Origin of the sequence: Enterobacter sp. ZOR0014 (assembly GCF_000798855.1) — a bacterium.
GTDB classification, from domain to species: domain Bacteria; phylum Pseudomonadota; class Gammaproteobacteria; order Enterobacterales; family Enterobacteriaceae; genus Enterobacter; species Enterobacter kobei.
Genome location: NZ_JTLF01000397.1, coordinates 18,323 through 43,885, shown reverse-complemented (window position 1 = coordinate 43,885; position 25,563 = coordinate 18,323). Strand labels below are relative to the sequence as shown.

22 protein-coding genes are annotated in these 25,563 nt (G+C 57.3%); 8 read left to right on the top strand and 14 right to left on the bottom strand.

The window, feature by feature from the left end; genetic code table 11:
- From L977_RS22335 to L977_RS22325, 3 genes are all read right to left on the bottom strand, one after another.
- A partial coding sequence (locus L977_RS22335) for an efflux RND transporter permease subunit (protein ID WP_047626965.1) occupies nt 1-1,680 on the bottom strand: 1,680 nt, incomplete at its 3' end.
- Nucleotides 1,681-1,689: 9 nt separating this feature from the next.
- The gene (locus L977_RS22330; protein WP_045268301.1) at nt 1,690-2,751 is read right to left on the bottom strand and encodes an efflux RND transporter periplasmic adaptor subunit; all 1,062 of its coding nucleotides are present in this window, start codon (nt 2,749-2,751) and stop codon (nt 1,690-1,692) included.
- A gap of 160 nt (nt 2,752-2,911) precedes the next feature.
- The gene (locus L977_RS22325; protein WP_023336856.1) at nt 2,912-5,620 is read right to left on the bottom strand and encodes a cation-transporting P-type ATPase; all 2,709 of its coding nucleotides are present in this window, start codon (nt 5,618-5,620) and stop codon (nt 2,912-2,914) included.
- A 488-nt stretch (nt 5,621-6,108) separates the two neighbouring features.
- Between L977_RS22325 and L977_RS22320 the strand changes: the two genes are divergently transcribed.
- A complete protein-coding gene (locus L977_RS22320) occupies nt 6,109-6,357 on the top strand; it encodes a DUF1158 domain-containing protein (RefSeq protein WP_023332302.1) in 249 nt (82 codons plus the stop codon).
- 58 nt (nt 6,358-6,415) lie between these two features.
- Here L977_RS22320 and L977_RS22315 read toward each other — a convergent pair whose 3' ends face one another.
- Both L977_RS22315 and L977_RS22310 read right to left on the bottom strand, forming a co-directional pair.
- Nucleotides 6,416-6,757, bottom strand: coding sequence for a RamA family antibiotic efflux transcriptional regulator (locus L977_RS22315; RefSeq protein ID WP_014882877.1), 342 nt, complete (start codon nt 6,755-6,757; stop codon nt 6,416-6,418).
- A gap of 32 nt (nt 6,758-6,789) precedes the next feature.
- On the bottom strand, nt 6,790-7,893 hold the full coding sequence (locus L977_RS22310; RefSeq protein WP_023332301.1) for a RomA family MBL fold metallo-hydrolase: 1,104 nt from the start codon (nt 7,891-7,893) through the stop codon (nt 6,790-6,792).
- A gap of 190 nt (nt 7,894-8,083) precedes the next feature.
- On the opposite strand from L977_RS22310, the gene L977_RS22305 reads away from it, so the two are divergent.
- The 3 genes from L977_RS22305 to nfsB all read left to right on the top strand — a co-directional run bounded on the left by L977_RS22305 (nt 8,084) and on the right by nfsB (nt 9,806).
- Complete coding sequence (locus L977_RS22305; protein WP_014882875.1) at nt 8,084-8,674, top strand: TetR/AcrR family transcriptional regulator; 591 nt, start codon at nt 8,084-8,086, stop codon at nt 8,672-8,674.
- The gene (locus L977_RS22300) at nt 8,664-9,032 is read left to right on the top strand and encodes an MmcQ/YjbR family DNA-binding protein (RefSeq protein ID WP_014882874.1); all 369 of its coding nucleotides are present in this window, start codon (nt 8,664-8,666) and stop codon (nt 9,030-9,032) included. The genes L977_RS22305 and L977_RS22300 overlap by 11 nt, the downstream gene beginning before the upstream one ends.
- Before the next feature lie 120 nt (nt 9,033-9,152).
- Nucleotides 9,153-9,806, top strand: a complete 654-nt coding sequence (gene nfsB, locus L977_RS22295; protein ID WP_014882873.1) for an oxygen-insensitive NAD(P)H nitroreductase — start codon at nt 9,153-9,155, stop codon at nt 9,804-9,806.
- A 27-nt stretch (nt 9,807-9,833) separates the two neighbouring features.
- On the opposite strand, the gene L977_RS22290 is transcribed toward nfsB, so the two are convergent.
- Nucleotides 9,834-10,436 carry a hypothetical protein gene (locus L977_RS22290; protein ID WP_047626964.1) on the bottom strand — a complete coding sequence of 201 codons (603 nt, stop codon included), beginning with the start codon at nt 10,434-10,436 and terminating at the stop codon, nt 9,834-9,836.
- Between the two features lie 153 nt (nt 10,437-10,589).
- Nucleotides 10,590-11,459 carry a helix-turn-helix transcriptional regulator gene (locus L977_RS22285; RefSeq protein ID WP_014882871.1) on the bottom strand — a complete coding sequence of 290 codons (870 nt, stop codon included), beginning with the start codon at nt 11,457-11,459 and terminating at the stop codon, nt 10,590-10,592.
- Nucleotides 11,460-11,566: 107 nt separating this feature from the next.
- On the opposite strand from L977_RS22285, the gene L977_RS22280 reads away from it, so the two are divergent.
- Together L977_RS22280 and L977_RS22275 are read left to right on the top strand one after the other, a co-directional pair.
- Nucleotides 11,567-13,003 (top strand): MFS transporter, encoded by a 1,437-nt coding sequence (locus L977_RS22280; protein WP_023336854.1) that lies wholly within the window; start codon nt 11,567-11,569, stop codon nt 13,001-13,003.
- A 66-nt stretch (nt 13,004-13,069) separates the two neighbouring features.
- Nucleotides 13,070-14,314 (top strand): mechanosensitive ion channel family protein, encoded by a 1,245-nt coding sequence (locus L977_RS22275; RefSeq protein WP_014882869.1) that lies wholly within the window; start codon nt 13,070-13,072, stop codon nt 14,312-14,314.
- On the opposite strand, the gene L977_RS22270 is transcribed toward L977_RS22275, so the two are convergent.
- From L977_RS22270 to L977_RS22255, 4 genes are all read right to left on the bottom strand, one after another.
- Entirely contained in the window at nt 14,315-15,286 is a 972-nt protein-coding gene (locus L977_RS22270) for a LacI family DNA-binding transcriptional regulator (protein WP_047626963.1), read from the bottom strand.
- 75 nt (nt 15,287-15,361) lie between these two features.
- Entirely contained in the window at nt 15,362-16,504 is a 1,143-nt protein-coding gene (locus L977_RS22265) for a Gfo/Idh/MocA family protein (protein WP_047626962.1), read from the bottom strand.
- Nucleotides 16,497-17,522, bottom strand: coding sequence for a sugar phosphate isomerase/epimerase family protein (locus tag L977_RS22260; RefSeq protein ID WP_047626961.1), 1,026 nt, complete (start codon nt 17,520-17,522; stop codon nt 16,497-16,499). The genes L977_RS22265 and L977_RS22260 overlap by 8 nt, the downstream gene beginning before the upstream one ends.
- 15 nt (nt 17,523-17,537) lie before the next feature.
- Nucleotides 17,538-18,773, bottom strand: a complete 1,236-nt coding sequence (locus tag L977_RS22255; protein WP_023332295.1) for an MFS transporter — start codon at nt 18,771-18,773, stop codon at nt 17,538-17,540.
- 205 nt (nt 18,774-18,978) lie between these two features.
- Between L977_RS22255 and L977_RS22250 the strand changes: the two genes are divergently transcribed.
- The gene (locus L977_RS22250) at nt 18,979-19,341 is read left to right on the top strand and encodes a type II toxin-antitoxin system RelE/ParE family toxin (protein ID WP_047626960.1); all 363 of its coding nucleotides are present in this window, start codon (nt 18,979-18,981) and stop codon (nt 19,339-19,341) included.
- The gene (locus L977_RS22245) at nt 19,329-19,628 is read left to right on the top strand and encodes a helix-turn-helix domain-containing protein (RefSeq protein ID WP_014882863.1); all 300 of its coding nucleotides are present in this window, start codon (nt 19,329-19,331) and stop codon (nt 19,626-19,628) included. The genes L977_RS22250 and L977_RS22245 overlap by 13 nt, the downstream gene beginning before the upstream one ends.
- A gap of 110 nt (nt 19,629-19,738) precedes the next feature.
- Here L977_RS22245 and pheP read toward each other — a convergent pair whose 3' ends face one another.
- From pheP to L977_RS22230, 3 genes are all read right to left on the bottom strand, one after another.
- Nucleotides 19,739-21,127, bottom strand: a complete 1,389-nt coding sequence (pheP, locus tag L977_RS22240; protein ID WP_047626959.1) for a phenylalanine transporter — start codon at nt 21,125-21,127, stop codon at nt 19,739-19,741.
- Between the two features lie 102 nt (nt 21,128-21,229).
- On the bottom strand, nt 21,230-23,203 hold the full coding sequence (locus L977_RS22235; RefSeq protein ID WP_047626958.1) for a PhoX family protein: 1,974 nt from the start codon (nt 23,201-23,203) through the stop codon (nt 21,230-21,232).
- 127 nt (nt 23,204-23,330) lie between these two features.
- The gene (locus L977_RS22230; RefSeq protein ID WP_047626957.1) at nt 23,331-25,514 is read right to left on the bottom strand and encodes a TonB-dependent receptor; all 2,184 of its coding nucleotides are present in this window, start codon (nt 25,512-25,514) and stop codon (nt 23,331-23,333) included.
- Nucleotides 25,515-25,563: the final 49 nt, after the last annotated feature.

Below are 25,563 nucleotides of genomic sequence, written 5' to 3'. Positions count from 1 at the left end.
TGGCAGGAAGCCTTTTGGCATCGACGTAAAGCTGAACGCCACCACGGCCGCCGCGACTGCGGTGGCCAGCAGCGCCAGCCACGGGCGCAGGGTAAATACGCTTACGATCCGGGTATAGCGATTGCGCGTGGCATCCAGCCCGCGGTTGAATCCGCGAAAAATCGCAGCGGGCTGTGCCGGACGCGGGCGCAGCAGCATTGCACAGAGCGCGGGCGTCAGGGTCAGCGCCACCAGGCTTGAGAGCGTGACCGCCGTGGAAAGCGTGACCGCGAACTGGCGGTAAAGCTCACCGACAATCCCCGGCAGCAGCGCCACCGGCACAAATACCGCCAGCAGCACCAGCGTCGTGGCTATCACCGGCCCGGCAATCTGGCGCAGCGCCAGCGTGGTCGCCGCCGTGCGGCTCTGCCCTTCGGCCATCAGCGTTTCGACGCTCTCCACCACCACGATGGCATCATCCACCACCATCGTCAGCGCCAGAATGATGGCGAACAGGCTGAGCGTGTTGGCGGAGTAGCCCAGCGTGTACAGCACCGCAAACGTGCCCACCAGCGACACCGGAATGGCGAGCGCAACAATCAGCGTCGCGCGCCAGCTTTGCAGGAACAGGGATACAACAACAACGACCGCCAGCATCGTCAGCGCCAGCGAGACGCCGATCTCCTTGATGGTGGCCGCAACGAAGGTGGTGGTATCGAATTTCACCTCGTAGACCAGGTCGTCCGGGAAGCGCGACGCGAGGCGCTCCAGCTCGGCGCGCACCGCGTCGGCCACGCGCAGGGCGTTGGCGGACGGTGTCGGGTAGATGCCGAGGTAGGCGGAGTCGTGTCCGTTCAGCTGCGCGCCGGAGCTGTAGCTACGCGAGCCAAGCTCGATGGTGGCGACGTCCTTCAGGCGCACCAGCTGGCCCATCTCGCCGGCGCGGATAATGATGTCAGCAAAATCATCAGACTGGTTCAGGCGCCCCAGCCCGTTGATGGTCAGGGTCTGCTGCTGGCCGTTAAACACCGGCGGCGTGCCGACCTGGCCCGCCGCTCCCTGCACGTTCTGCTCGCGCAGCGCCTGCGCCACGTCGTCCGTGGTAACGTTCAGGGCGTTCATGCGGTCTGGACGCAGCCAGATGCGCATGCTGTAGTCGCGCGCGCCAAACATCTGCACCTGACCGACGCCCGGCAGGCGCGACAGCGCCTCACGCACCTGGGTGCTGGCGTAGTTACTGACGAACAGCGGCGTGTGGGTATTGTCAGGTGAGTAAAGACTTACCCCCATCATCAGATTGGTGGCGCGTTTGCGCACCTGCACGCCGTTTTGCTGCGCCTCCGCTGGCAGTTGCGCCACGGCCTGCGCCACGCGGTTTTGCACGTCGATGGCGGCTAAATCCGGATCGGTCCCCGCGGCAAAGGTGATGTTAAGGCTGTAGGTGCCTTCATCCGAACTCGTGGACTCCATGTACAGCATGTGATCCACGCCGTTAAGCTGCGTCTCCAGCGGCGTGGCGATGGCCTCCGCCACGTCAGCCGAACTGGCCCCCGGCCAGCTGGCAGAGACATTCACCACCGGCGGCGTGATCTGCGGATACTGCTCCACCGGGATAATCTTCAGCGCGATGGCCCCCAGCAGGGTAATGACCAGCGCTATCACCATCGCAAAGCGCGGGCGTTTGATGAAAAACGTCAGCATGATGGCTCCTTAATTCAGTATCTGGACGGCAGCACCGGGCTGTACACGCTGTGCACCGTCAGTGATCGCTCGCTCACCAGGCTTAACACCGGAAGCAATCTGGAACCGCTGCCCAACCTGCCCGGCAATTTTTAGCGGGCGTTTTTCGGCGTTTCCGTCGGCACTCACCACCCAGGCAAAGAATCCATCGCCATTCTGCTGGACCGCAGCGGCAGGGAGCGTCAGTACCGGCTGCTCGCTGGCCGGGCGCAGCGTCACATTTACGTTGCCGCCGGGCAACAGCTGATGGCGCGGGTTGGCAAACCCGGCGCGCAGCATCACGCTGGCGGTGCGCGGGTCGATGCGGTTATCCACCGAGGTCAGTTCACCGCGGATACGCTGTCCGTTGCTGTCAATGAATACCTGCCACGCCTGTTTCATGGCGCTGATATCTGCATGCTGTCCGGCTTTGGTGGCAAAGGCGCCCTCTTCCAGCGCAAAAGCGATGCGGATCGGATCAAGCTGGACTACCTCCACCAGCACGCCGCTTGCGGGGTTGACCAGGCTACCTGCGTGGAAGTTGCTGTGCCCCACGCGACCGTCAATCGGCGAGGTGATGCGGGTGTAGTTCAGGGTGACGTTGCGTGCGTCGAGCCGGGCTTTGGCCTGCTCCAGCGCGGCGCGGGCGACGTCGCGCTGCATACGCGCGTTGTCCACGTCATGACGGCTGATGGCCTTGCTGCTGCCCAGGCTTTCAAAGCGGGAAAGCTGCTGCTGCGCCTGGCGCAGCGTGGCTTCAGCGCTGTTGACTTCGGCCTGCGCCAGACGCACGGCGGCACGCGGCTCGGCATCGTCCAGCTCAAACAGCACATCCCCTTTTTTCACATACTGCCCGTCGCGAAAGTGGATTTTAGTGATAACACCTTCCGTGCGGGCGCGCAGCTCAACGGTGTGGATGGCTTCAATGCGCCCCGGGATCTGACGCTCGGCGGCGTGGGCGGTCTGCTCAACGGTGGCGACGCGCACGGGAATGGCGGCGAAGACGGGTTGCAGGGTGCAGGCAAGGAGTGCGAACAGGAGTGGAAATTTCATGGAGAGTACCTCAGCGTAATTTCACCCCTCACCCCGGCCCTCTCCCCAAAGGGGCGAGGGAGAAAATCGAGCCGCCCCTTCACCTCAGAGCAGAGGGAGAAAACCGGGCTGTCCCCTCTCCCCTTAGGGGAGAGGGATAGGGTGAGGGGTAAGGTTTTGGTTATGCAGCCTTACGGAACCTGCGGGTCAGTCGCTTCTCGATTTCGACGACGAAGAACATTCCCATTGCAACCGCCAGCGTCACAAACCAGTAGCGGAGCGGCAGCGCTTCGGTGCCAAACAGCATCTGCATAAACGGCAGGTAGATGATGGCGGCCTGGAGCAGGAACAACACGCCCGTGACCAGCCAGATGCCTTTATTCGCCAGCAGACCACGGTTCAGGGAGAACCCTTCAGTGTTGCGGCAGTTAATCATGTACACCCACTGGGCGCAGACCAGCATCTGCAGCAGCACGGTGCGGATGAACTCCGCGCTGTGGCCGCGCGGGGCCAGCCAGGCCTCCAGCGCAAAGGCGGCAATGGCAATCATGGTGCCGACAAAGGCCACGCGCCACACCGCGTAGGCGTCCATCACGTGCTGCCCGGTCTGACGCGGCGGACGGCGCATGATATTGCGCTCGGCGGCTTCAAAGGCCAGACCGAAGGAGAGCGTGGCGGAGGTCGCCATGTTCATCCACAGAATCAGCACCGGCGTCAGCGGAATGATGTTCCCCGCCAGCAGCGCAATCACAATCAATAGCCCCTGCGCCAGGTTGGTCGGCATGATGAACAGGATGGTCTTCTTCAGGTTGTCGTAAACGCGACGCCCCTCTTTCACCGCGCTGGCGATGGTGGCGAAGTTATCGTCCGTCAGGACCATGTCCGCCGCCTCTTTGGTCACTTCCGTGCCTTTGATGCCCATTGCGATGCCGACATCCGCCTGACGCAGCGCCGGGGCATCGTTCACGCCGTCGCCGGTCATACCGACGATTTCACCTTTCTCCTGCAGCGCTTTCACCAGGCGCAGCTTATGCTCCGGGCTGGTACGGGCAAAGATGTCATAGGTCACCGCCGCATCCGCCAGCTCGGCATCGTTCATCTTCTCAAGCTGATAGCCGGTCACCGCCTGCTCGCTGTTGGTGATCCCCAGCATCTGGCCGATGCTCATCGCCGTCTGCGGGTGATCCCCGGTGATCATCTTCACGCGGATCCCCGCCTGCTGGCAGGCGTTAATGGCATCAATCGCTTCCGGGCGAGGCGGATCCATCATTCCGGCAATGCCGAGGAAGATCAGGCCGTGGCTCAGATCGTCGTGCGTGAGCGCCGTTTCGCCATTGGCTGGCTTAAACGCCGCCGCAACCATGCGCAGTCCCTGACGCGCATAGCGCTCCATCTCGTTTTCCCAGTACGCGCGGTTGAAGGCGTCTGCACCGTGGCGGGTTTGCTGCTGCGCGCACAGGGCGAAAATGACGTCCGGCGCGCCGGTGATCAGGATCTGCTCCTCGCAGCCAATCTGGTAGTGGGTGCTCATGTACTTGTACTGCGAGTCAAACGGGATCTTGTTAACCAGCGTCGTTGTTACCGGCGCGAGGTTGGCTTTCGCCGCCAGCACCTTCAGCGCGCCCTCGGTTGGCCCCCCGGTGATGCCCCACAGGCCGCGCTCGTCCTGAATCAGCTGGCTGTCGTTACAGAGGTCAATAGTGCGCAGGTACTGCTCCAGCACGGTGCCCGGCTGGATCTGCACTGGCTCATCACTGCCTTCCAGGTAAATGTTGCCCACCGGCTCATAGCTGTTGCCGTCCACGCGGTAGCAGGTGTCGGCGGTGATGATGGCTTTGACCGTCATCTCGTTCATGGTCAGGGTGCCGGTTTTATCCGAGCAGACCACGGTCATCGCGCCCAGGGTTTCAACCGTCGGCAGCTTGCGGATGATCGCCCGCTTGCGCGCCATCGCCTGCACGCCCAGGGAGAGGATAATGGAGATAATTGCAGGCAGACCTTCCGGTACGGAGGCGACCGCCAGGCTGATGAGGGAGAGCAGCAGCTCGCCCATTGGGATCTCGCGGAATGCCAGGCTGAAGACAAACAGCGCGGCCATCATCGCCAGAATAATGGCGAAGATCGCCTTACCCAGCTTGTCCATCTGCACCAGCAGCGGCGTGCGGTGTTTTTCAATGCCCGCCATCATCTGATTGATATGGCCAAGCTCGGTCTCCTGCCCGGTGGCAATAACCACGCCCACGCCACCGCCCGCGCTCACGGTAGTGCCGGAGAAGACCAGGTTGGTGCGATCGCCCAGCGGCAGCTCACCGTTCAGCGGCTGAGTATGTTTATCCACCACGGTGGATTCACCGGTCAGAATCGCCTCTTCCACGCGTAAATTATGCGCCTCAATTAAACGCATATCCGCCGGAATACGATCCCCGGCGCGTAATACAATAATATCGCCCGGGACTATTTCAGTTGTGGGGAGCGTTTCATGATTGCCATTACGAATGACGCGCGCTTCGCTGGAGAGCATGTTACGAATACTCTTCAGGGATTTTTCCGCGTTGCTTTCCTGAATATGACCAATTAAGGCATTGATAACCGCCACGCCTAAAATAACCAGCGTATCAACCCAATGCCCCATGACCGCCGTTAATACCGCGGCGGCAAGCAGGACGTAAATCAGTACATCGTTAAAATGCGCGAGAAAGCGCAGCCAGCCCGGCTTGCCTTTTTTCTCCGGCAATGCATTCGGGCCATGTTTTTGCAGACGCGCCTGCGCCTCTGCGCGGTCCAGACCGCTCACCTGGCTCTGCGTATGAGCCAGCACCTGCTCTACGGTCTGCTGGTATGCCAGCCCGCCGGAAGGCGGCATGTTTGGGGATAATTTTTTTTCGGTCATCGTATTTTTCCTTCAATATCCGGTGAACAGAAGCCTGAATTCCTTTCGGGCTTTAATTTATTCATTTTTAAGTCTTGCGGCTAAAATTGATCTACCGCAATATATTTACCGCTGGGTTATTCAAAATTAATTACGATTATTTCGACAAGCTGATTTTTACAAAATATTTCTAAACCAACGCTAAACGAGGGGGAAGCATGTTTGGTATTTATCGCGGACGACGCCTGGCGTTATACATTGTCGCAGCCATTGTTATTGCGACGTTAATTGGATATAGCACATATAGTTTTGTAAAATTATTTTCATGATGCAGACATTTATTTACATGGCATAATATTAATTTAATCACCACGATTAAATCATTCTCCTTACGCGCTTTATTTGCCGGAGAAGGTGATTATTTCATTAAAAAAGCCCAGGCAGGTTGATATTGCTTTACGTTAAAGGATGCCGGACAATGACATTTTTAACTGACGATTAACATTACGATGAAACACCCGTTAGAATCGCTGCTGACTGCCGGGGGCATTTTATTACTGGCGCTGATCTCTTGCCTGCTGTTACCCGCGCCGTCGCTGGGCCTGGTGCTGGCGCAAAAGCTGATGACGACCTTTCACATGGTCGATCTGAACCAGCTTTACACCATTTTGTTTTGCGTGTGGTTTTTACTGCTTGGCGCTATCGAATTCTTCGTGCTGCGTTTCGTCTGGCGCCGCTGGTTTTCACTGGCGTCATGAATGCATAAAAAAAAGCCGGGTAGCAGCTTCGCCTTACCCGGCCTGTGTGTTGTCAGTTTCAGTGCGTCCGACTGTGGTTTTCCTTGCGGTACGCCCCTGGCGGCTGATGGAAGGTGCGGGTAAAGATGCGCGTGAACGTCTGCTGCGATTCAAACCCGTAGCGCAGGCAGATCTCATAAACGCGCTCGTCCGATTCACGCAGATCCCGCGCCGCCAGCAGCAGCTTGCGTTCGCGAATATAGCGCCCCAGGCTTTCACCTTTATACTGCATAAACAGCCGCTGCAAATGCCATTTGGAGTAACCCGCATGGCGGGCAATGTCTTCAATGCGTAACGGCTGGTGCAGGTTGTCGTCGATCCATTCGACGATCGTATCAATGACTTGAGCGGAAATGGTCATACTGCTCTCCCCTTCTGCTTCTTGCTTAAACATTATTCCCACCACTGACGAAAAGTTTGTGTGGTATCACTCACCCGAACGGGCTCGCCCAGTTCCGGCGTGAGCAGTCGATAGTTTTTATCCTTGCTGGCTTTTGCCAGCTGGATCAGTGGGTCGTTCCAGGTGTGTTTCGCCAGCACAAAACGACCGTTATGCCCCGGCACCACCGCCTTTGCATTCAGGTCGACCGACGCCTGAGCCGTCTCCTCTGGCAGCATGTGGATGTACTTCCAGTCCTGGTCATACTGGCCGTTTTCCATGATGGCTAAATCCACATCACCAAACTGCTCGCCGATTGCCTTAAAGTGCGGGCCGTAGCCAGAATCTCCGCTGTAGTAGATCTTCTGCTCTGGGGTGACAAACATAAAGCTGCCCCACAGTGTCTGGTCACGTTTAATGCCTCGCCCGGAGAAGTGACGCGCGGGCAACAGGTGAACCGTCAGCGCATCGCTGATGTGCACCGACTGGTTCCAGTCGCGTTCGTCGATAATCTCTGGCTTCATCCCCCAGTAGCGCAGGTGTGACCCTACCCCGAGCGGCGTCACCACGCGTTTCACCTTCGGCAATAACGCCCTGATGGTGGCGTAATCCAGGTGGTCGTAGTGATCGTGAGAGATAATCAGCAGGTCGATCTCCGGCATGCTCGCCGCGCGCCACGGATACTCCCCCGCAAAGGCTTTATTGAGAAACGAAAACGGCGCGGCATAGTTACCAAGGACCGGGTCGATCAGGATGCGTTTTCCCGCCAGCTGCAGATACCAGGAGGAGTGGCCGAGCCACACCAGCGTGTCCTGCTCCAGCGGCAGGCTCGCCAGATCGGTTTTCACCAGCGGCAGCGGCTGAGCCGGGCGGGCGTTTTCGGTTTTACGGGTCAGAAATTGCCACCACGCCACCAGCATATTTTGTTGGCCGGTAAAGCCAGGCGTCGGGAGCGTATTGTGGAATTTCCCCTCGTAGTAGTGCGGAGACGCTTCCACTTCCGTGAGCTGCGCACCCTGCGGTGGCTGGCCAAAACCGGCATTCAGAACAAACGGTAAACTCGCAGCTGAAGCAATAATCATGACGAACACCACGCAGATGAAGAGAGTTTTTTTCATATCCTGACCCGAAAACGCGAGCCATCCGATGGTTTGCGTGGGGTAAACTTGATTATGAGTGAGTAAGCACTCATTATAGATATGATGAGAAAGTCGTCAAGACGTTTTCGATCTTTGACATTCCGCGTTGCAGCGTGTCAAAGCACGTGTTTCAATCGGGGTTTTTATCATTGAAAGGGGGAAAAATTTAGTGGCACGTCCGAAGAGTGAAGATAAAAAACAGGCCTTACTGGACGCCGCAACGGCGGCATTTGCACAGTCAGGTATTGCCGCCTCAACGGCGCTCATTGCCCGTAAGGCGGGTGTCGCCGAAGGCACCCTGTTCCGCTACTTTGCTACCAAAGACGATCTGCTGAATGCCCTCTATCTGCACCTGAAGCAGGATCTCTGCCAGACCATGCTGGCGAACCTCGATCGCACCATCACGCTGCCGAAAGAACATACCCGCAATATCTGGAACAGCTATGTGGACTGGGGGATTCGTAACCCCGTGGCGCATGCGGCTATTCGCCAGATTGGGGTCAGTGAAAAGCTGAGCGCCGAAACGGAAATGGCGGTAAAAGAGATGTTCCCGGAACTGCATGAACTGTGCCGTCGTTCGGTGCGCCCGGTGTTTATGTCGGATGAATTCAAAACGTTTGGCGATGCGCTGTTTTTATCGCTGGCCGAAAGCACGATGGAATTTGCCACCCGCGATCCGTCCCGCGCCGTCGATTTTAAAGCCCTGGGTTTTGAAGTGATGTGGCGTGGACTGGCTCAGGAGGAGAGCGATGGACAGTAAATCCTTGCAGGAACACGCGAAGCGCGTCGCGCTGGAGATGCCTTTTACCGAACACTGCTGGCCGTTCGGCCCGGAGTACGACGTCTTCAAGGTCGGCGGGAAAATTTTCATGCTGATGGCAACCGCACACGGACGGCCGCACGTTAGCCTGAAATCCGATCCGGAAACGTCGCTGTTAAATCAACAGATCTACCGGGGCGTTGAGCCTGGTTACCATCTGAATAAAAAACACTGGATTTCCCTTTACGGCACCGAGGACATCACCCCGGAACTGGTTGCCGACCTGATTGCAGATTCCTGGAATCTGGTCGTTGATAAACTGCCGAAGAAAGACCAGAAGTGGATACGCCCTGCCTGATTGTTCGTCTGAGACGAACAGATTAAGCGCTCGAAATGCACTTATCTTTTGCCGCTTTGCGCGGTAATCTGCTCTCCTTTCGCGCCCGCGTACGGGCGAATTTCATTACCAGGAGTAGTTATGGATATCATTTCTGTCGCCCTCAAACGCCACTCCACCAAGGCGTTCGACCCGACTAAAAAACTGACCGCTGAAGAAGCAGAAAAAATCAAAACCCTGCTGCAGTACAGCCCGTCCAGCACCAACTCCCAGCCGTGGCACTTTATTGTGGCCAGCACCGAGGAAGGTAAAGCGCGCGTGGCGAAATCCGCCGCAGGGACCTATGTGTTCAACGAACGCAAAATGCTGGACGCCTCTCACGTGGTGGTGTTCTGCGCGAAAACCGCGATGGACGATGCCTGGCTTGAGCGCGTCGTGGATCAGGAAGAAGCCGATGGTCGTTTTAACACGCCAGAAGCCAAAGCCGCGAACCATAAGGGCCGGACTTACTTCGCCGATATGCACCGTGTGGATCTGAAAGATGATGACCAGTGGATGGCGAAACAGGTTTACCTGAACGTCGGTAATTTCCTGCTGGGCGTGGGTGCCATGGGTCTGGATGCAGTGCCAATCGAAGGTTTCGATGCCGCGATCCTCGACGAAGAGTTTGGCCTGAAAGAGAAAGGCTTCACCAGCGTAGTGGTGGTGCCGGTTGGCCATCACAGCGTGGAAGATTTCAACGCCACGCTGCCGAAGTCTCGCCTGCCGCTGAGCACGATTGTGACCGAGTGCTAATCCCGACGGGCCGCCGCGCGCGGCCCGTTACGTTTTACTGATGACCAGTCTGCGATGCGGATGAACATCACGATCGTTTCCCCAGGCAAAAGCAATCCAGCGTTCTTCCAGTTCAGCGTATGAACTCACTGGTGTTAATTCCCACTCTGTGCCTACCGTACCGTCCGCCACGCTTATCTGGTAATTCATGCTGAACGCCCAGTCTATCATCCGCAACCAAAACCGCTGCCCGTCTCCCGTTTGCTCGCTGTCTGAGACCACGATATCGTATTCGCTGAGCACCCACTGAAAGAAAAGTTGTGGCAACCCGCTGATAACGGATTGATGGACCGCGCGGGGCGTACGCCAGACCATCACTTGCGTGGCGGCACCGTGAGGAAAGGTAATTTCTTTATGAAACGTCAGCTTCACGGCATATGCCGTATAAGGCTTACCGTCGTCGGTGGTCACGAGACGGTATTCATCGCTATAGCGCGACTTCAGAAGCCGATACCCCACAGGCAACAAAAAACCTGGCAGATGAAAATCCACCGTGCCCCGCAACAGAAACGCTTCAGTATGTTCAACGTTTTGAGTGATAAGCCCAAGTTTTTGGCTAAATTCTGCGGAATCAATCATCAGTGGCGACATCGGTGGTTTCTCATCGCGTAAGTATAGTCCACTTCACTACTCATCTAAATGATGTAGATTCAGCAGGTTGGTCTCATTCAGACCTTATCTTACGCAATGTGAACCGACACGGCAGGATCCGTGCTGATTCCCTGAAAACGTCTCGCAAAAAAATTATTTAGCCTGTTCCGCCAGCCATGCCATCGCCCTCTCCCCCGCCTCGTCCACCGGTAAATAGACCAGCAGCCGCGACCCGTTTCGCGGTGCGGAGTACCAGTACATCTGCTGCAGCGTAAAATCCCCCAGCTCGGGATGGGTAAACAGCTTGAGCTGGTTCTCCACGCCGCGCACGTCGTTGCGCTGGTGCCACAGCGTTTTGAACTCCTCAGACACCGCAAAGAAGCGCGCCAGTTTGGCTTCCCACAGCGGGTCGCCACGGTGCTCGGCCATCGCCGCGCGGAAATAGGAGACAAAAATCGGCAGCACATCATCGCGTCTGCCGAGCCGCGCGCGCCACGCGGGATGGGTGAGAAACAGGTAAATACAGTTGCGGTCCTCCGGCGGGATTTCATTGAAATCAACGCCCATCAGATGCCCAAAACTGTCGTTCCACGCCACGATATCGAAATTGGGTTTCTGGATGCTGGCAGGTTTTGGCATCAGCGTATCCAGCAGGCGACGCGTGCCTTCGCTAATCCCCTCGCAGCAGACCGCCTGCGGTGCTTCGCCCGGCGGCAAACCGGCGAGCACGAAAAGATGCCGGGCTTCGGTCGGAGTACACTGCAGGGCTTTCGCTATGGCTGCCATCACCGCGCTGGACGGATTGACGTCCCTGCCCTGCTCAAGCCAGGTATACCAGGTCACACCCACGTCGGCGAGCATCGCCACCTCTTCGCGGCGCAGACCCGGCGTGCGGCGGCGTCCGCTGCGCGGCAAACCGAGACGCTGCGGATCGAGGCTTTCACGCCGGGCGCGTAAAAATGCGCCCAGCTGTTTTCGCGTGTCATCCTGAAGTGAGGCGACGGGTTCAGACATCAACGCCATAAATCCCCCTGCATGGTAGTGCCAGTACCAGTATAAGCAAGAACTGGTACCCGTTTATCAGATGGTTGATGCTACGACCATCTGATGAATGACGCAATGGAGTTACCATGAATACGTCAGTTGTTTCACCGGGTCGCGCAGGCCTGATATTGCTGTTAACCGGCCAGATGCTACCCATGATTGATACCTCAATCACTAACGTGGCGCTGGACGCCATTACCCATTCACTGCACGCAACCGCCACCGAGCTGGAGCTGATTGTCGCGCTTTATGGCGTGGCGTTTGCCGTCTGCCTCGCGCTCGGCAGCAAGCTGGGAGATAATCTTGGCCGCCGTCGCCTGTTTATGTGGGGTGTGGCAATCTTTGGCCTGGCCTCGCTGCTGTGCGGAATGGCGGGGAACATTGAACAACTGCTGGCCGCGCGTATTGTTCAGGGGGCGGGTGCCGCCTTGATCATGCCGCAAATTCTTGCCACGCTGCACGTCACGTTAAAAGGCACCGCCCACGCGAAGGCGATTAGCCTGTTCGGCGGCATTGGGGGGATTGCGTTTATCGTCGGCCAGATGGGCGGCGGCTGGCTGGTATCGGCGGATATCGCCGGACTGGGCTGGCGTAACGCCTTCTTTATTAACGTCCCCATCTGCCTGGTGGTGCTGGCGCTGAGCCGTCGCTACGTGCCGGAAACCCGCCGTGAAACGCCGTCGCGCATCGACTGGGCAGGGACCGTCTTGCTGGCCATCATGCTCTGCTGTCTGCTGTTCCCGATGGCGCTCGGCCCACAGTGGCACTGGCCGTGGTCGCTAAAGGTTATGCTTCTCGCCATTATTCCGCTGGCCTGGCTGATGGCACAGAATGCGCGCAAAAAAGAGCGTGGAAATGCCCATCCGCTGATCCCACCGCGTCTGCTTCAGCTCCGCAGCGTTCGCTTTGGCATCGTGATTGCGCTGCTCTTTTTCAGCGTCTGGTCCGGGTTTATGTTCTGTATGGCGCTGACCATGCAAACCGGTCTGGGGATGGCGCCGTGGCAGTCCGGGAACAGTTTTATCGCCCTCGGGGTGACCTATTTTATCTCCGCGTGGTTCGCGCCGCGGCTGATTGCGCGCTACAGCACCAGCACGATTCTGCTCACCGGCCTGGCAATCCAGATAATCGGCCTGCTGGCGCTGATCGCCACGTTCCGCTACTGGGGAGTGCAAAATACGGCGCTGACGCTGGCGCCAGCCACCGGGCTGGTAGGCTACGGTCAGGCGCTGATTGTGAACAGCTTCTACCGCATCGGGATGCGCGATATTCAGCCTGATGACGCAGGGGCCGCCAGCGCCATCTTAAGCACCCTGCAGCAGGCCGCGCTGGGGCTTGGCCCGGCCATTTTCGGGGCGATTTTGCTGCACGGGCTGCAACATCATCACGGGGATTACGCCCAGGCGATTAACCTTTTCCTGACGGTGGAAACCGGCCTGATGGTCATCCTGGCGCTGGCAACGCTGCGCATCCGCCATCGGCTGTGTTTACCCGTCGTGAAGGTCTGCCAGGCCAGCAAATAAGCCTGAGGTATTTGCATAATAGATCCGCAGCCGCCATTATGGGGCTGCATCAATACAGGAGACGTTATGCAGGAATTAATTGCTCAGGTTGAAGAGTTAGGCATTGAAATTAATCACACCACCTCTTTAGTGATTATCTTTGGTATTATTTTTCTTACTGCCATCATCGTTCATTTTATTCTGCACAAAGTCGTGCTGCGCGCATTCGAGAAACGCGCCCGGGCCAGCAGCCATTTATGGTTGCAGATCATTACCCAGAATAAATTATTTCACCGTCTGGCATTTACCCTTCAGGGGATAATCGTCAACGTTCAGGCCGTTCTCTGGCTGCAAAAAGGGAGCGAAGCGGCAGAAATGCTCACCACCTGCGCGAAGCTGTGGGTGATGGTGTATGCCCTGCTCTCCTTCTTCTCGCTGCTGGACGTCATATTCAATCTGTCGCAGAAAATGGCGACCGCCTCACAGCTGCCGCTGAAAGGGATCTTCCAGGGCATCAAGCTGGTGAGCGCGATTCTGGTGGGGATCTTAATTATCTCTCTGCTGATCGGTCAGTCACCGGCCATTTTGATTAGCGGCCTGGGTGCTATGGCCGCCGTTCTGATGCTGGTCTTTAAAGACCCGATACTGGGACTGGTCGCCGGGATCCAGCTTTCCGCCAACGACATGCTCAAGCTTGGCGACTGGCTGGAGATGCCGAAATACGGTGCCAACGGCACGGTTACGGACATCGGCCTGACCACCGTTAAAGTGCGCAACTTCGATAACACCATCACCACGATCCCAACGTGGGCGCTGGTCTCTGACGCCTTTATCAACTGGAGCGGCATGTCGGCCTCCGGCGGCCGACGCATTAAGCGCAGCCTGAATATCGATACCACCAGCATTCACTTCCTGGACGAGCAGGAGCAGCAGAAGCTGATTCAGGCGAAACTGCTCAAGCCCTATCTGGCCGCGCGACATGAGGAAATTAGCCTGTGGAATCAGAAAAATGGCGAAGGTGAATCGGTATTAGACCTGCGCAAAATGACCAATATTGGTACCTTCCGCGCCTACCTGAATGAATATCTGCGTAACCACCCGCGCATTCGCAAAGATATGACGTTAATGGTGCGTCAGCTGGCACCGGATGCCAACGGCCTGCCGATTGAAATATACGCTTTCACCAACACGGTGATCTGGGCAGAATATGAGGAGATTCAGGCTGACATCTTCGATCATATTTTTGCGGTGGTGGAGGAGTTTGGTCTGCGTATTCATCAGTCACCTACCGGGAACGATATTCGCTCCCTGGCAGGGGTTATAGCGCAATAATCAGGTACTGGCGCGGGAAATAAAGCGCCAGTCCATCATCACTCTTTCCGTGGGCGCCTCGGGGTTGTCGATTTTATTTAAGAGCAGGTCGACCGCCTTGCGCCCGATATCCCGCGACGGCTGTTCGATGGTGGTCAGCGAAATCATGTCCGCCAGCTCGGTACCGTCAAATCCCACAACAGCAATATCCTCCGGCACCCGCAGCCCGGCCTGCTGAATGGCGCGCAGCGCGCCCGCCGCCAGCGTATCAGAGACGGCAAACACCGCATCCGGTGGATTATCCTGCAACAGATTTTGCATCGCCACCATCCCGGCGCGGAAGCTGAGATCGCTGGCGTATTCAACCGCCTGATACTCCAGATCTTTTAGGTGGATCACGCTCTTATAGCCGCGCTCGCGCAGACGGGCATATTTATAGCTCAGGTCGTGGTTGATCATCGCGATGCGTTTGCGTCCACCGTCGGCAAGCTGGCTGACGGCATGCTGCGACGCATCAACGTCGTTAATCCCCACGCAGGAAACCGCGCCGGCATCGGCATATTCGGCACACTGCACCCACGGTGCGGAGCCAATCAGCGCGGCCAGTTCCGGCAGCTTTGAGAAAGCGTCCATGGTGATAATGCCGTCGACGATTTTGCCCGACAGCAGGCTTAAGCCCGAACGGGAACGTTCGATGTCCGACCCGGAGTTACACAGCAGGATCCGATAGCCGTTTATCTCCGCCTCTTCTTCAATGCCCTTCACCACTTCGGCGCAGAACGGGTTGGCAATGTTTGAGACCATCACCAGGATCATATAGCTCCGGGCAGTACGTAACTGACGGGCCAGTAAATTAGGCTGGTAGTTGCTCTCTTTGATGGCCTGCAGGACGCGCTCGCGGTTTTTTGCCTTCACGGTGTCGCTGTTATTGAGCACGCGGGAGACCGTTGCCACGGAGACCCCGGCCAGCTGAGCGATTTTCTGAATTGACATAGCGACGACACATCCTGCGGTTAGCGTTTTGTGCAGGCTACCATAAATTTGTTGCCCGGCGAACCGGGCAACACGTCATTGCGCCACGCGTACCCAACGCTGCTGCTGATGGCTTTTCACTATGGCATCAATGATATACATCACGTTTGCGCCATCGTGGAAGGTCGCAAACTGCGGCGCCTCCGGCATCGCTCCCGCCCGCACGGCGCGGTAGAACTGCATCATCATATTTTTAAAGGCGTCAGGCCAGCCTTCGATGTGCCCGCCGGGGAAGTGTGCGCTGCTGGCCACGTCAGGGTTCATCAGGCCTGGATCATCGGTGAGCGTCTGATTTGCCAGCGCGCGATGGCCGATCCACAGCTGTTGCGGCACCTCCTGATCCCACGCCACTGACTGCTCGCTGCCGTTAATCTCAAACGTCAGGCGATTTTTACGCCCGGCGCTCACCTGCGAGACGCTAAAGCAACCTTTGCTGCCATCGTCAAAGCGGAACAGCACTGAGCCAAAGTCTTCGGTACTGACCGGTGTGTTGGTATACGCCGCCGCCTCATCGTGGGAGAAAGTCTGATGACCGCCCATGCTGGCCTTACGCGTCGGCCAGACGATGGAGAGATCGGCCATGACCTCGGTAATGCGCCTGCCGGTCACAAATTGCACCGTATCGCACCAGTGGGAGCCGATATCCGCCACCGCGCGCGAAGCCCCGCCAAGCGCGGCATCCACCCGCCAGTTGTAGTCGGTTTCCAGCAGCATCCAGTCCTGTAAATAACTGCCGTGTGAGGCGAATAGCCGCCCGAGGCTACCCGCGCGCATCATGCTTTCCGCCTGGCGCACCATCGCAAACTGGCGATAGACAAAGCTCACGCCGTGCACCACGCCAGCCTGCTCCGCCCGCGCCACCAGGTCACGCGCCTCGTCCGACGTCATGCAGAGCGGTTTTTCAGAAAAGACATGTTTTCCCGCGCGCAGGATCTGACGGTTAATCTCCGCATGCAGATGATTGGGCGTGCAGTTGTGCACCACGTGCAGGTCAGGAAGTGCGAGGAGTTCCGCCACGCTGGCGCAGGCGTGGGGCACGTTAAGCTGGCGTGCTTTTTCCTGCGCGTTGGCAAGCGTGCCGTCGCAGAGCGCCACCACCTGCACAAACCCGAGACGCCGCAGCGCTTCGATATGCGCCGGGCCGATAAACCCGCTGCCGACAACCCCGACATTAATCATGGCAGCCCCCTGCCGCGAAGTCATCAAACGCACGCCCGGATACCGGGATGATGTGGCGGCGGATAAACTCGCTTCCCTCACTTGCGCCGGTATCACCGTCTTTCAGGCAGCACTCCCACTCCAGCACCGCCCAGCCGTCATAATCGTACTGGGTCAGCTTGCTGAAAATGCCTTTGAAGTCGATCTGTCCGTCGCCGAGCGAACGGAAGCGCCCGGCGCGGTTGATCCACGGCTGGTAACCACCGTACACGCCGCTGCGCCCATTAGGACGGAACTCGGCATCTTTGACGTGGAAGGCTTTGATGCGCGCGTGGTAAATGTCGATGAAGGTCAGGTAATCCATCTGCTGTAACAGCATGTGGCTCGGGTCGTAAAGGATATTGCAGCGCGGGTGATTATCCAGAAGCGCCAGAAAACGCTCAAAGCTCACGCCGTCGTGCAAGTCTTCGCCCGGATGCAACTCAAAGCAGACGTCCACGCCCTGTTCGTCAAAGGTATCCAGAATCGGTCGCCAGCGGTTTGCCAACTCCTCGAATGCCGCCTGAAAACGCTGCTCGTTATGCGGCGGCCATGGATAGAAAAACGGCCACGCCAGCGAGCCGGAGAAGGTGGCGTGCGCTTTCAGGCCGAGTCTGGCCGAGGCGACTGCCGCCTGCTTTAGCTTTTCCGTTGCCCATGCCCGACGAGCCGTATCATTACCGCGCACGGCGGCGGGGGCGAAGTGGTCAAACGCGTCGCTGTAGACCTCGTTTACCGCCACAAGCTGCCCCTCCAGATGGGTCGACAGCTCGCTGATGACCAGCCCGTGCGCGCCCAGCTTGCCGGTAATGTCATCGCAGTAGGCCTGGCTCTCTGCCGCTTTTTCGACATCAAAAATGTGCGGATGATTGCAGGGGATCTGCACCGCTTTGTAACCCTTCGCCGCCGCCCAGCCTGCCAGTCCGTCGAGCGTGTTGAACGGCGCTTTCTCGCCAATAAATTGCGACAGAAAAATGCCCGGTCCTTTCATCGTCCTCATAACCCCTCCTGAACATTACGCCTTGTCATCGTCATACCTGAACGTGAGAAGGAAAATCAGCGCGATCGCCGCGGCAGCCACCGCCGGGATCCACCAGAATGTCACCCATGCCTGCGGCACGGTCTGACCGGCCACCAGACGGTTATAAAGCGCGCCGGAAATCTGAGAGCCCAGCAGCATGCCGATGCCGTAGGTGAACATGACAATCATGCTTTGCGCCTGTCCTTTCACCTTTTCACCCGCCACGCGGTCGGTGTAGATAAAGCCGACGACGAAGAAGAAATCGTAGCAGACGCCGTGCAGCAGGATCCCCAGGTACAACAGGATGCGTCCTTCCTCGCTAACGCCCAGCGCGAACATGGCATAACGCACGAACCACGCCAGCATGCCGATCAGCAGCATGACTTTCACCCCCAGACGGCGGAACAGCAGCGGAATGACCAGCATGAAGAAGATCTCTGACATCTGCCCGAAGGACATGGCGGTGCTGACGTCTGCAATACCGGCATCCGCCAGATACGAGGCGGTATAGGCGTAATAGGTGCCAAGCGGGACGGAGATCAGCATCGCGCAGACGGAGAAGACAAAGAAATGGCGGGTTTTGAGTAGCGCAAAGGCATCGGCACAAAAGAGATCGCGCACCTGCACCGGTAGCCCTTTCGCTGGCGCTGGCGTGTGCGGCAGCGTCAGGCTGTAGAGTGCGAGCAGCAGGGAGCTGGCTGCCGCCACCTGGAAGATGGTGACGCTGGACGCCACGCCGGTCACGCCGATGAAAATTCCCGCCACGATCCAGCCAATGGTGCCGAACACGCGCACCACCGGGAAAGTTTTATCCACGTTCGCCAGGCTGTGAAATGCGATGTTGTTGGTCAGCGCCAGCGTTGGCATATAGCAGAGCGTGTAACCAAACAGCAGGCCAATCAGCAGCGCGCCGTTTTCGGCAATCAGCGCCCCCGGTACGAACCAGAGGATTGCCGCGCCCGCCAGGTGCATCACCGCCATCACCTTCTGCGAGGCAAAGAAACGATCCACCAGCATGCCGAGCACAAACGGCGAGAGAATGGAGGCGATGGGCCCGGCGGAGAACGCATCGCCAATTAACAGAGACATGTTGTGCCGGGTCATCACCAGGCCAAGCGTGACTGACCAGCTACCCCAGATGAAAAACTGCAGAAACATCATCAACGACAGACGCGGCACCAGCAGCCGGTGCTGTGTTATCGCCTTTTCACTACTTTCAGTTGACACCATGATAAGCCTCACCCGGAAAAAGTAATCGATTACAAATGACAGCAAATAAAAAGTAATCGATTACAAAATAAAGATCCTGTGGATCGAAACAGAATTGGGAGGGGGGTCACGATAAAGGTCGATGTATGACAAAACGAGGCGTTCTGATTGTCACTATAGCCTAAAGGCTATAAAATAATATAGCGAGGAAGCTAAAGGAGAAACGATGTGGAATGTCGAGACAACGGACATATTTGATCAATGGTACTTCGAACAAACAACAGCATTAAAAGAAGATGTGCTAGCGATGATGCATATTCTTGCTGAGTTTGGCCCAACACTTGGGCGGCCATACGTAGATACCGTGAAGGCTTCAGCCTATGCGAACATGAAGGAATTACGGATTCAACATGCGGGAAATCCCATCAGAGCTTTTTTTGCTTTTGATCCTGACCGTAAGGCAATTGTGCTCTGTGCTGGAAACAAAACCGGTTGCAATCAAAAACGGTTTTATAACGAAATGATTACGCTGGCTGACGTTGAGTACAGCAGACATCTGGCGGATAAGGAGGCCATATGGCAACGCTAAAAGAACTCATGGCACAACAGAGCGCGGAAAGTCAGGAGCGTATTGCGGCTAAAGTTGATGTAATACGCAGAATTGTTGCCCTGAACCAACTGCGGGAAGAGCTCAATATTTCGCAGACAGAACTGGCCGCGGCAATGGGGGTAAAACAACCAACTGTGGCAAAAATCGAACAGCCGGGAAACGATCCCCGGCTTTCAACACTCAAACGCTATGTCAGTGCGCTCGGCGGTGAAATGAGCATTGATGTGACGTTACCGAATGGGAAACGAATAGCGTTTCAGATTTGATATTGCACATTCAAAGCCGGGTGGCGGCTTCGCCTGACCCGGCCTACAAAATAATAATGGCCCCGGACATGTAGGCCCGGTAAGCGAAGCGCCACCGGGCGAAAAACGTGCTACTTTTTACGGGATAATTTAAACGCAATAAACAGGAACACCACCCACACTGGCAGCAGCATCGCTGAGAGACGCATCTCATCCATCGTACACATCAGCACCAGAATCAGCCCCAGGAACGCGATACAGATATAGTTCCCTGCCGGGTAGAGCAGCGCTTTAAACTGCGTCTCGCGTCCCTTGCGTCGCATCGCCGCACGGAAGCGCAGGTGCGCCAGGCAGATCATGATCCAGTTCAGCAGCAGCGTGGCGACAACCAGCACCATCAGCAGGCCAAATGCCGCTTTCGGCAGCAGGTAGTTGATCAGCACCACTAATGACGTAATCGCGCCGGAAAGGAACAAGGAATTAATCGGCACACCGCGACGGCTGACGCGGGTCAGGAACTTCGGCGCGTTCCCCTGTACGGAAAGGCCAAACAGCATACGGCTGTTGGAGTAAACGCCACTGTTATAGACCGAAAGCGACGCCACCAGAATGACGAAGTTCAGCGCCGACGCCACCACATTGCTGTTCAGATCGTGGAAAATCATCACGAACGGACTGCTGTCAGATTTCACTTCCACCCATGGATAGAGCGCCAGCAGAACCACCAGCGAGCCGATGTAAAACAGCAGAATACGGTACACCACCTGGTTGACCGCTTTTGGGATACTTTTATGCGGGTCGCGCGCTTCGGCAGCGGTAATACCAATCAGCTCCAGCCCGCCGAAGGAGAACATGATCACCGCCAGAGAGAGAACCAGTCCTTTCCAGCCGGTTGCCAGAAAGCCGCCGTGCTGCCAGAGGTTATCAAGGGTTGCCCGCTCGCCGCCGTGACCGGAGAACAGCAGCCACAGGCCAAAGCCGATCATCCCGATAATCGCCAGTACCTTGATCAGCGCAAACCAGAACTCGGTTTCGCCATACAGGCGCACATTGACGAGGTTAATGGCATTAATGATGATGAAAAAGGCCGCCGCCCAGATCCACGTCGGGACATCCGGGAGCCAGTACTGCATGTAGATGCCTGCGGCGGTCAGTTCGGCCATCCCCACCAGCACGAACATCACCCAGTAGTTCCAGCCGGAGAGGAAGCCTGCAAACGGGCCCCAGTATTTGTAAGCAAAGTGTGCGAAGGAGCCTGACACCGGCTCTTCAACGACCATTTCGCCGAGCTGGCGCATGATCAGGAAGGCGATAATCCCGGCGATGCCGTATCCCAGCAGTACCGCAGGACCAGCCATTTGAATGGCGGGGCCGATGCCGAGAAACAACCCGGTACCAATCGCGCCGCCGAGGGCAATTAACTGAATATGTCGATTTTGCAAACCACGTTGCAGCGTCGGATTCTGATCCGACGAGGCTTCAGCGCTACCATGGCCTGAAGCGGATGACGCGTCTTTCACGCCCTACCCCTGTCTCTTTTTTAGAAGGGGCACGTTTTAACACTTCATGCTGGTGGTAGCAAGTTTAACGCCGGGCCAGCGCATGCGCCCGGCGGATTAACGTCACGACCCGATGATCCCGCCGTCCGCTTTGACGATCACCACCGTTGACGAACGCGGGCGTCCGTTCGGGCTGGCGTCTGGCCAGTTAGAGACAGCACGCGGATTGGCCGGGTCGGTAATATCATCCCCGCCCTCTCCCGGATGCTGAATATTGATAAACAGCGTCCGGTTGTCCGGCGTAAACGCAATACCGGTGATTTCACACCCACGCGGGCCCGTCAGGAAACGACGAAACTCATTGCTGCCCGGAATGGTGGCCACCATCTGGTTATTGCCCATCCCCTCATACGCTTTTTTGTTGATCGTGCTGGAAGAGACGTCGGTCTGGATCCACAGAACACCCTGATGATCGAACGACAGACCATCCGGGCTGCCGAATGCCGCGCCCTGCATAGAGCCTTTGGCCTTCGGATCGTCGCTGTCTGTGCGCCCGCCCATGACCAGAATATCCCATTTAAAGCGTGCGGCGGCAGGATCGGCCCCCTCTTCGTGCCAGTGCATAATATGACCAAACACGTTATTAGCACGCGGGTTGGCGGCATCGACCGGGGCTTTCCCCTCTTTACCGCGATCGCTGTTGTTGGTAAGCGTACAGTAGACGCTGCCGCTGGCATGCGGATCGACGGCTATCCACTCCGGGCGATCCATTTTCGTCGCCCCCACCACGTCAGCCGCCAGGCGGGTTTTAATCAGCAGATCGCCCTGGTTTTCAAAACCGTGGCTTTTATCCAGGCCATTCTGCCCGAAGATCAGCGGCAGCCAGTCGCCGCTTCCTTCTTCATTGAACCTGGCAACATACAGCGTACCCGAGGTCAGCAGCTGCATATTGGCCTCACGGTTCGCAGGATCGTATTTTTTGTCAGAGACGAATTTATAAATGTACTCAAACTTCTGATCGTCCCCCATATAGACCACCACGCGATTATCGGCGGCGAGCGTAACGGCGGCCCCCTCGTGCTTGAAGCGGCCAAGTGCGGTGTGCTTGCGCGGAGTGGAGGTCGGGTCGTAGGGGTCAATCTCTACCACCCAGCCGAACCGGTTAGGCTCGTTAGGCGTTTTATCGACGCTAAACCGCTCATCCACCTCGTTCCAGCGGTAGGACTCATCGCTGTCGCTGATGCCGTAGCGTTTTTCCAGCGGGTTGAGATCGGCTTTTTTGACAAAAATATCCGACCAGTTCTCCTCGCAGGTGAGGTAGGTGCCCCACGGCGTGTGGCCGTTGGCGCAGTTTTGCATGGTGCCCAGCACGCGCTCCCCCTGCGGGTCGGCGGCGGTTTTCATTAAGTCCTGATGCCGTGCCGGACCGGTAAGCTGCATCGGCGTATTGACGGTGATACGGCGGGCATAAGAAGACGGACGAACCACCTCCCAGTCGCTGCCCGCTTTTTTCACTTCCACCACCGACACGCCCATCGCGTTCTGCCCCTTGCGGGCTTTGTCGAGGTTCCAGTTCGCCATACCGTCCGTAAACAGCATCCCGTTGTCGATGTATTCATGGTTCAGCGCCAGCAGACCATGTTCCGGGTTTTGCTCCCCCTGCGGCAGGCTAAACCACGCCATACCGTCGTGGTGCATCCCCGCCTGCACGGCCTGTTCGTCGGTCGTGTTGCTGGCATCCGGCTTAAATGCCGGCATGTGGTCTTTGATGCCCGTCGGGTCACCCCAGCGATAAAACGGGCGGGCAATATAACCTTCCGGCACCCTCACCGTATCGTCCGTGGAAACGGGAATACTGGTAAACCCAAGCGACACCGCTTTTGCCAGCGCGGACGGCTTCGATACCGCGGCAATGGCGCTATCAGGTTTGATCAAAAAGGGAAAGGAAACGGCAGCCCCCGCCACGGCGCCCATCTGGAGAAAACGACGGCGGGAGAGGAAAACCTCTGCAACCTCGGAGAAAACCGGGTTAGCGCTGCGGTTAGTGATGTCGTCGCGATGTTCTTTTTTAAAAACGGATTTGAGGGGTCTGCCCATAGCGGCTTCCTGTCATTGGCCAAGAGGTAAGGAGTTGGCGAACAGTGTAAGAAGCTTTTGTTACAATTTTATAACAGGATAACGGCGGGATTGGGGCGTCCCTGCCCCGGATAACGAGGTGGAACGCTTAGAACTCGTAGCCCACCGAGACCTTAAAGGTTCGCGGTTCGCCCTGAGTGATGTAGGTACCGGAATCGTCCACGCTGGCCCAGTAGTTTTCATTGGTCACGTTGTCGATGCCTGCGCGCACGGTCATCTGGTTTGCATTGTGGTTCAGCGCGAAGCGGTAGCGCATGCCCAGATCCAGCGTGGTATAGCTGTCCAGCTTTTTGCTGTTCGCGAGATCGGCATACTGCGTGCCCGAGTGGTTCACGCGTGCGGTGGCGGTCAGGCCGTCAACTGGCTTGATGTCGTACTCTGCCCCCAGCACGGCATAGAAGTTCGGCACGCCAATCGCATCGTTGCCTTGATTCACGCCGTTTTTGGTTTTGGTCAGCTCGGCCTGCAGCCAGGTGGCGCTGGCGTTCAGGCGCATCCCGAGCATGGGCTCGCCAAAAACGTTGAGCTCTACGCCACGGTTACGCTGTTCAGCGTCCAGGCCGTAGTGATTGTCATCGTCGAGGATCGCCGATGGCATTTTGATCTCAAACAGCGCCAGAGAGCCGCCCACGCGTCCAAAGTCTGCCTTCAAGCCGACTTCATTCTGTTTAGAGTGAACAATACCGGTACTTTGGCCGTAGTTGGTGGCGGTGTCCGGCGCGGTTTTTCCCGGCTGCAGCGCTTCGGTGTGGTTGGCGTAAAGGGAAATCTGCTCCCACGGTTTATAAACCACGCCGTAGGTTGGCATCCAGCGGCTACCGTCGAATCCGTCCGCGTCGTTTTCCGCACCGGTAATTTTGTTATACCCGCGGATGACCACTTTCTGATGACGCGCCCCCGCGGTGAACAGCAGCTTGTCGTCCAGGACGCCCAGCGTATCGCTCAGCAGCCAGCCCTGAGTACGGGTGCGCCCGCTGGTTAGCGGATCGCTGTATTTGCCACCTGATCCATTGAAGTTGGAGCTGTCCGGCATATCAACGCCGGTGTTGTGGTAGATGTTGGTGGTCGGGTTATCCTTCGTCGCAGACATTTTCCACGCGATTTTTTCGTTTTTGGTCGTCGCCGAGTACCCAACGTTCACCTTGTGCGACACAAAGCCGGTATTGAAATTCCCGCGAATGCCCGCCATCCCGCTAACGGAATCGCTAATGCGGTTAGTATCCAGACGGCTGACCGTGGCTTTGCCGCTTTTGTCCAGCAGCTTCGGCGCGCTGTAGATCCCTTCTTCGTGCGCGTGCTGCGCGCCCAGGCCGGTATAGGCGGTCCAGTTATCGGTGATGTCGTATTCGCTGCGCCACATCCCAAATTCGTTTTCGATATTGCTGTAGGCCCACTTCTGCGAGAAGTTACGATCGTTTTTCGGCGGTTCAGGCACGAAATCCACCGCCGAGATGTTGACGCTGGTCGGGCTGCCGTGGAAGGTTTTCTTCTGATAGCCCAGGTCCAGCGAGGTGCGGACGTTGTCGCCGTTGTAATCGAGACCGGTAGAGAGCAGCGTGGTGCGGCGACGGTCGTTCGGTACGCCGGTTTCCCCTTCACGGTGGACCAGGTTCACGCGCGCACCGAACTGGTCGCTGTCACCAAAGCGACGGCCTGCATCCAGCGTGGTGCCAAACTGCGAATCTGAGGTGTAATCCACGCCCACTTTTGCCTGCGGGGTATCGCCCGCATGTTTCGGCTCAAGATTGATCATCCCGCCCACGCCAGAGCTTGCCGCACCGTTCATCAGCGCGTTGGCGCCTTTGAAGATCTCAATACGGTCAACCATCTGCGCATCCACCACCTGACGCGGCAGTACCCCGGACAGCCCGCCAAACGTCATGTCGTCGCCGTCAAACTTCAGGCCACGAATGCGGTAGGTCTCCGCGCTGTTACCGTATCCCTGAACGTACTGCACGCCCGCATCGTTGGCGACCACGTCAGCGATGGTTTTCGCCTGCTGATCTTCCACCAGCTTCGAGGTGTAGCTGATGATGTTAAACGGCACGTCCATGGCGTTCTGCTGGCCCAGCATCCCCATGCGCCCGCCGTTCGCCACTTGCCCGTCAAGAAAGGCCGGGACCAGCTGGTCGCCGCCGGGTTTAAAGTCACTGGCAGGTGCAGCCTGCACAACAAGCGTATCTTCTTTTTTATCATCCGCCGCCTGGACGGAATGTGTCACCGCCCCAATGGCGAGCGCCAGCAGCGTTTTGTGTATTTTGGTGTTGTCCATCGTTAACTCATTTGAAAGTGCGCGAAAAAATGACCCGTTGTCGGGCCTT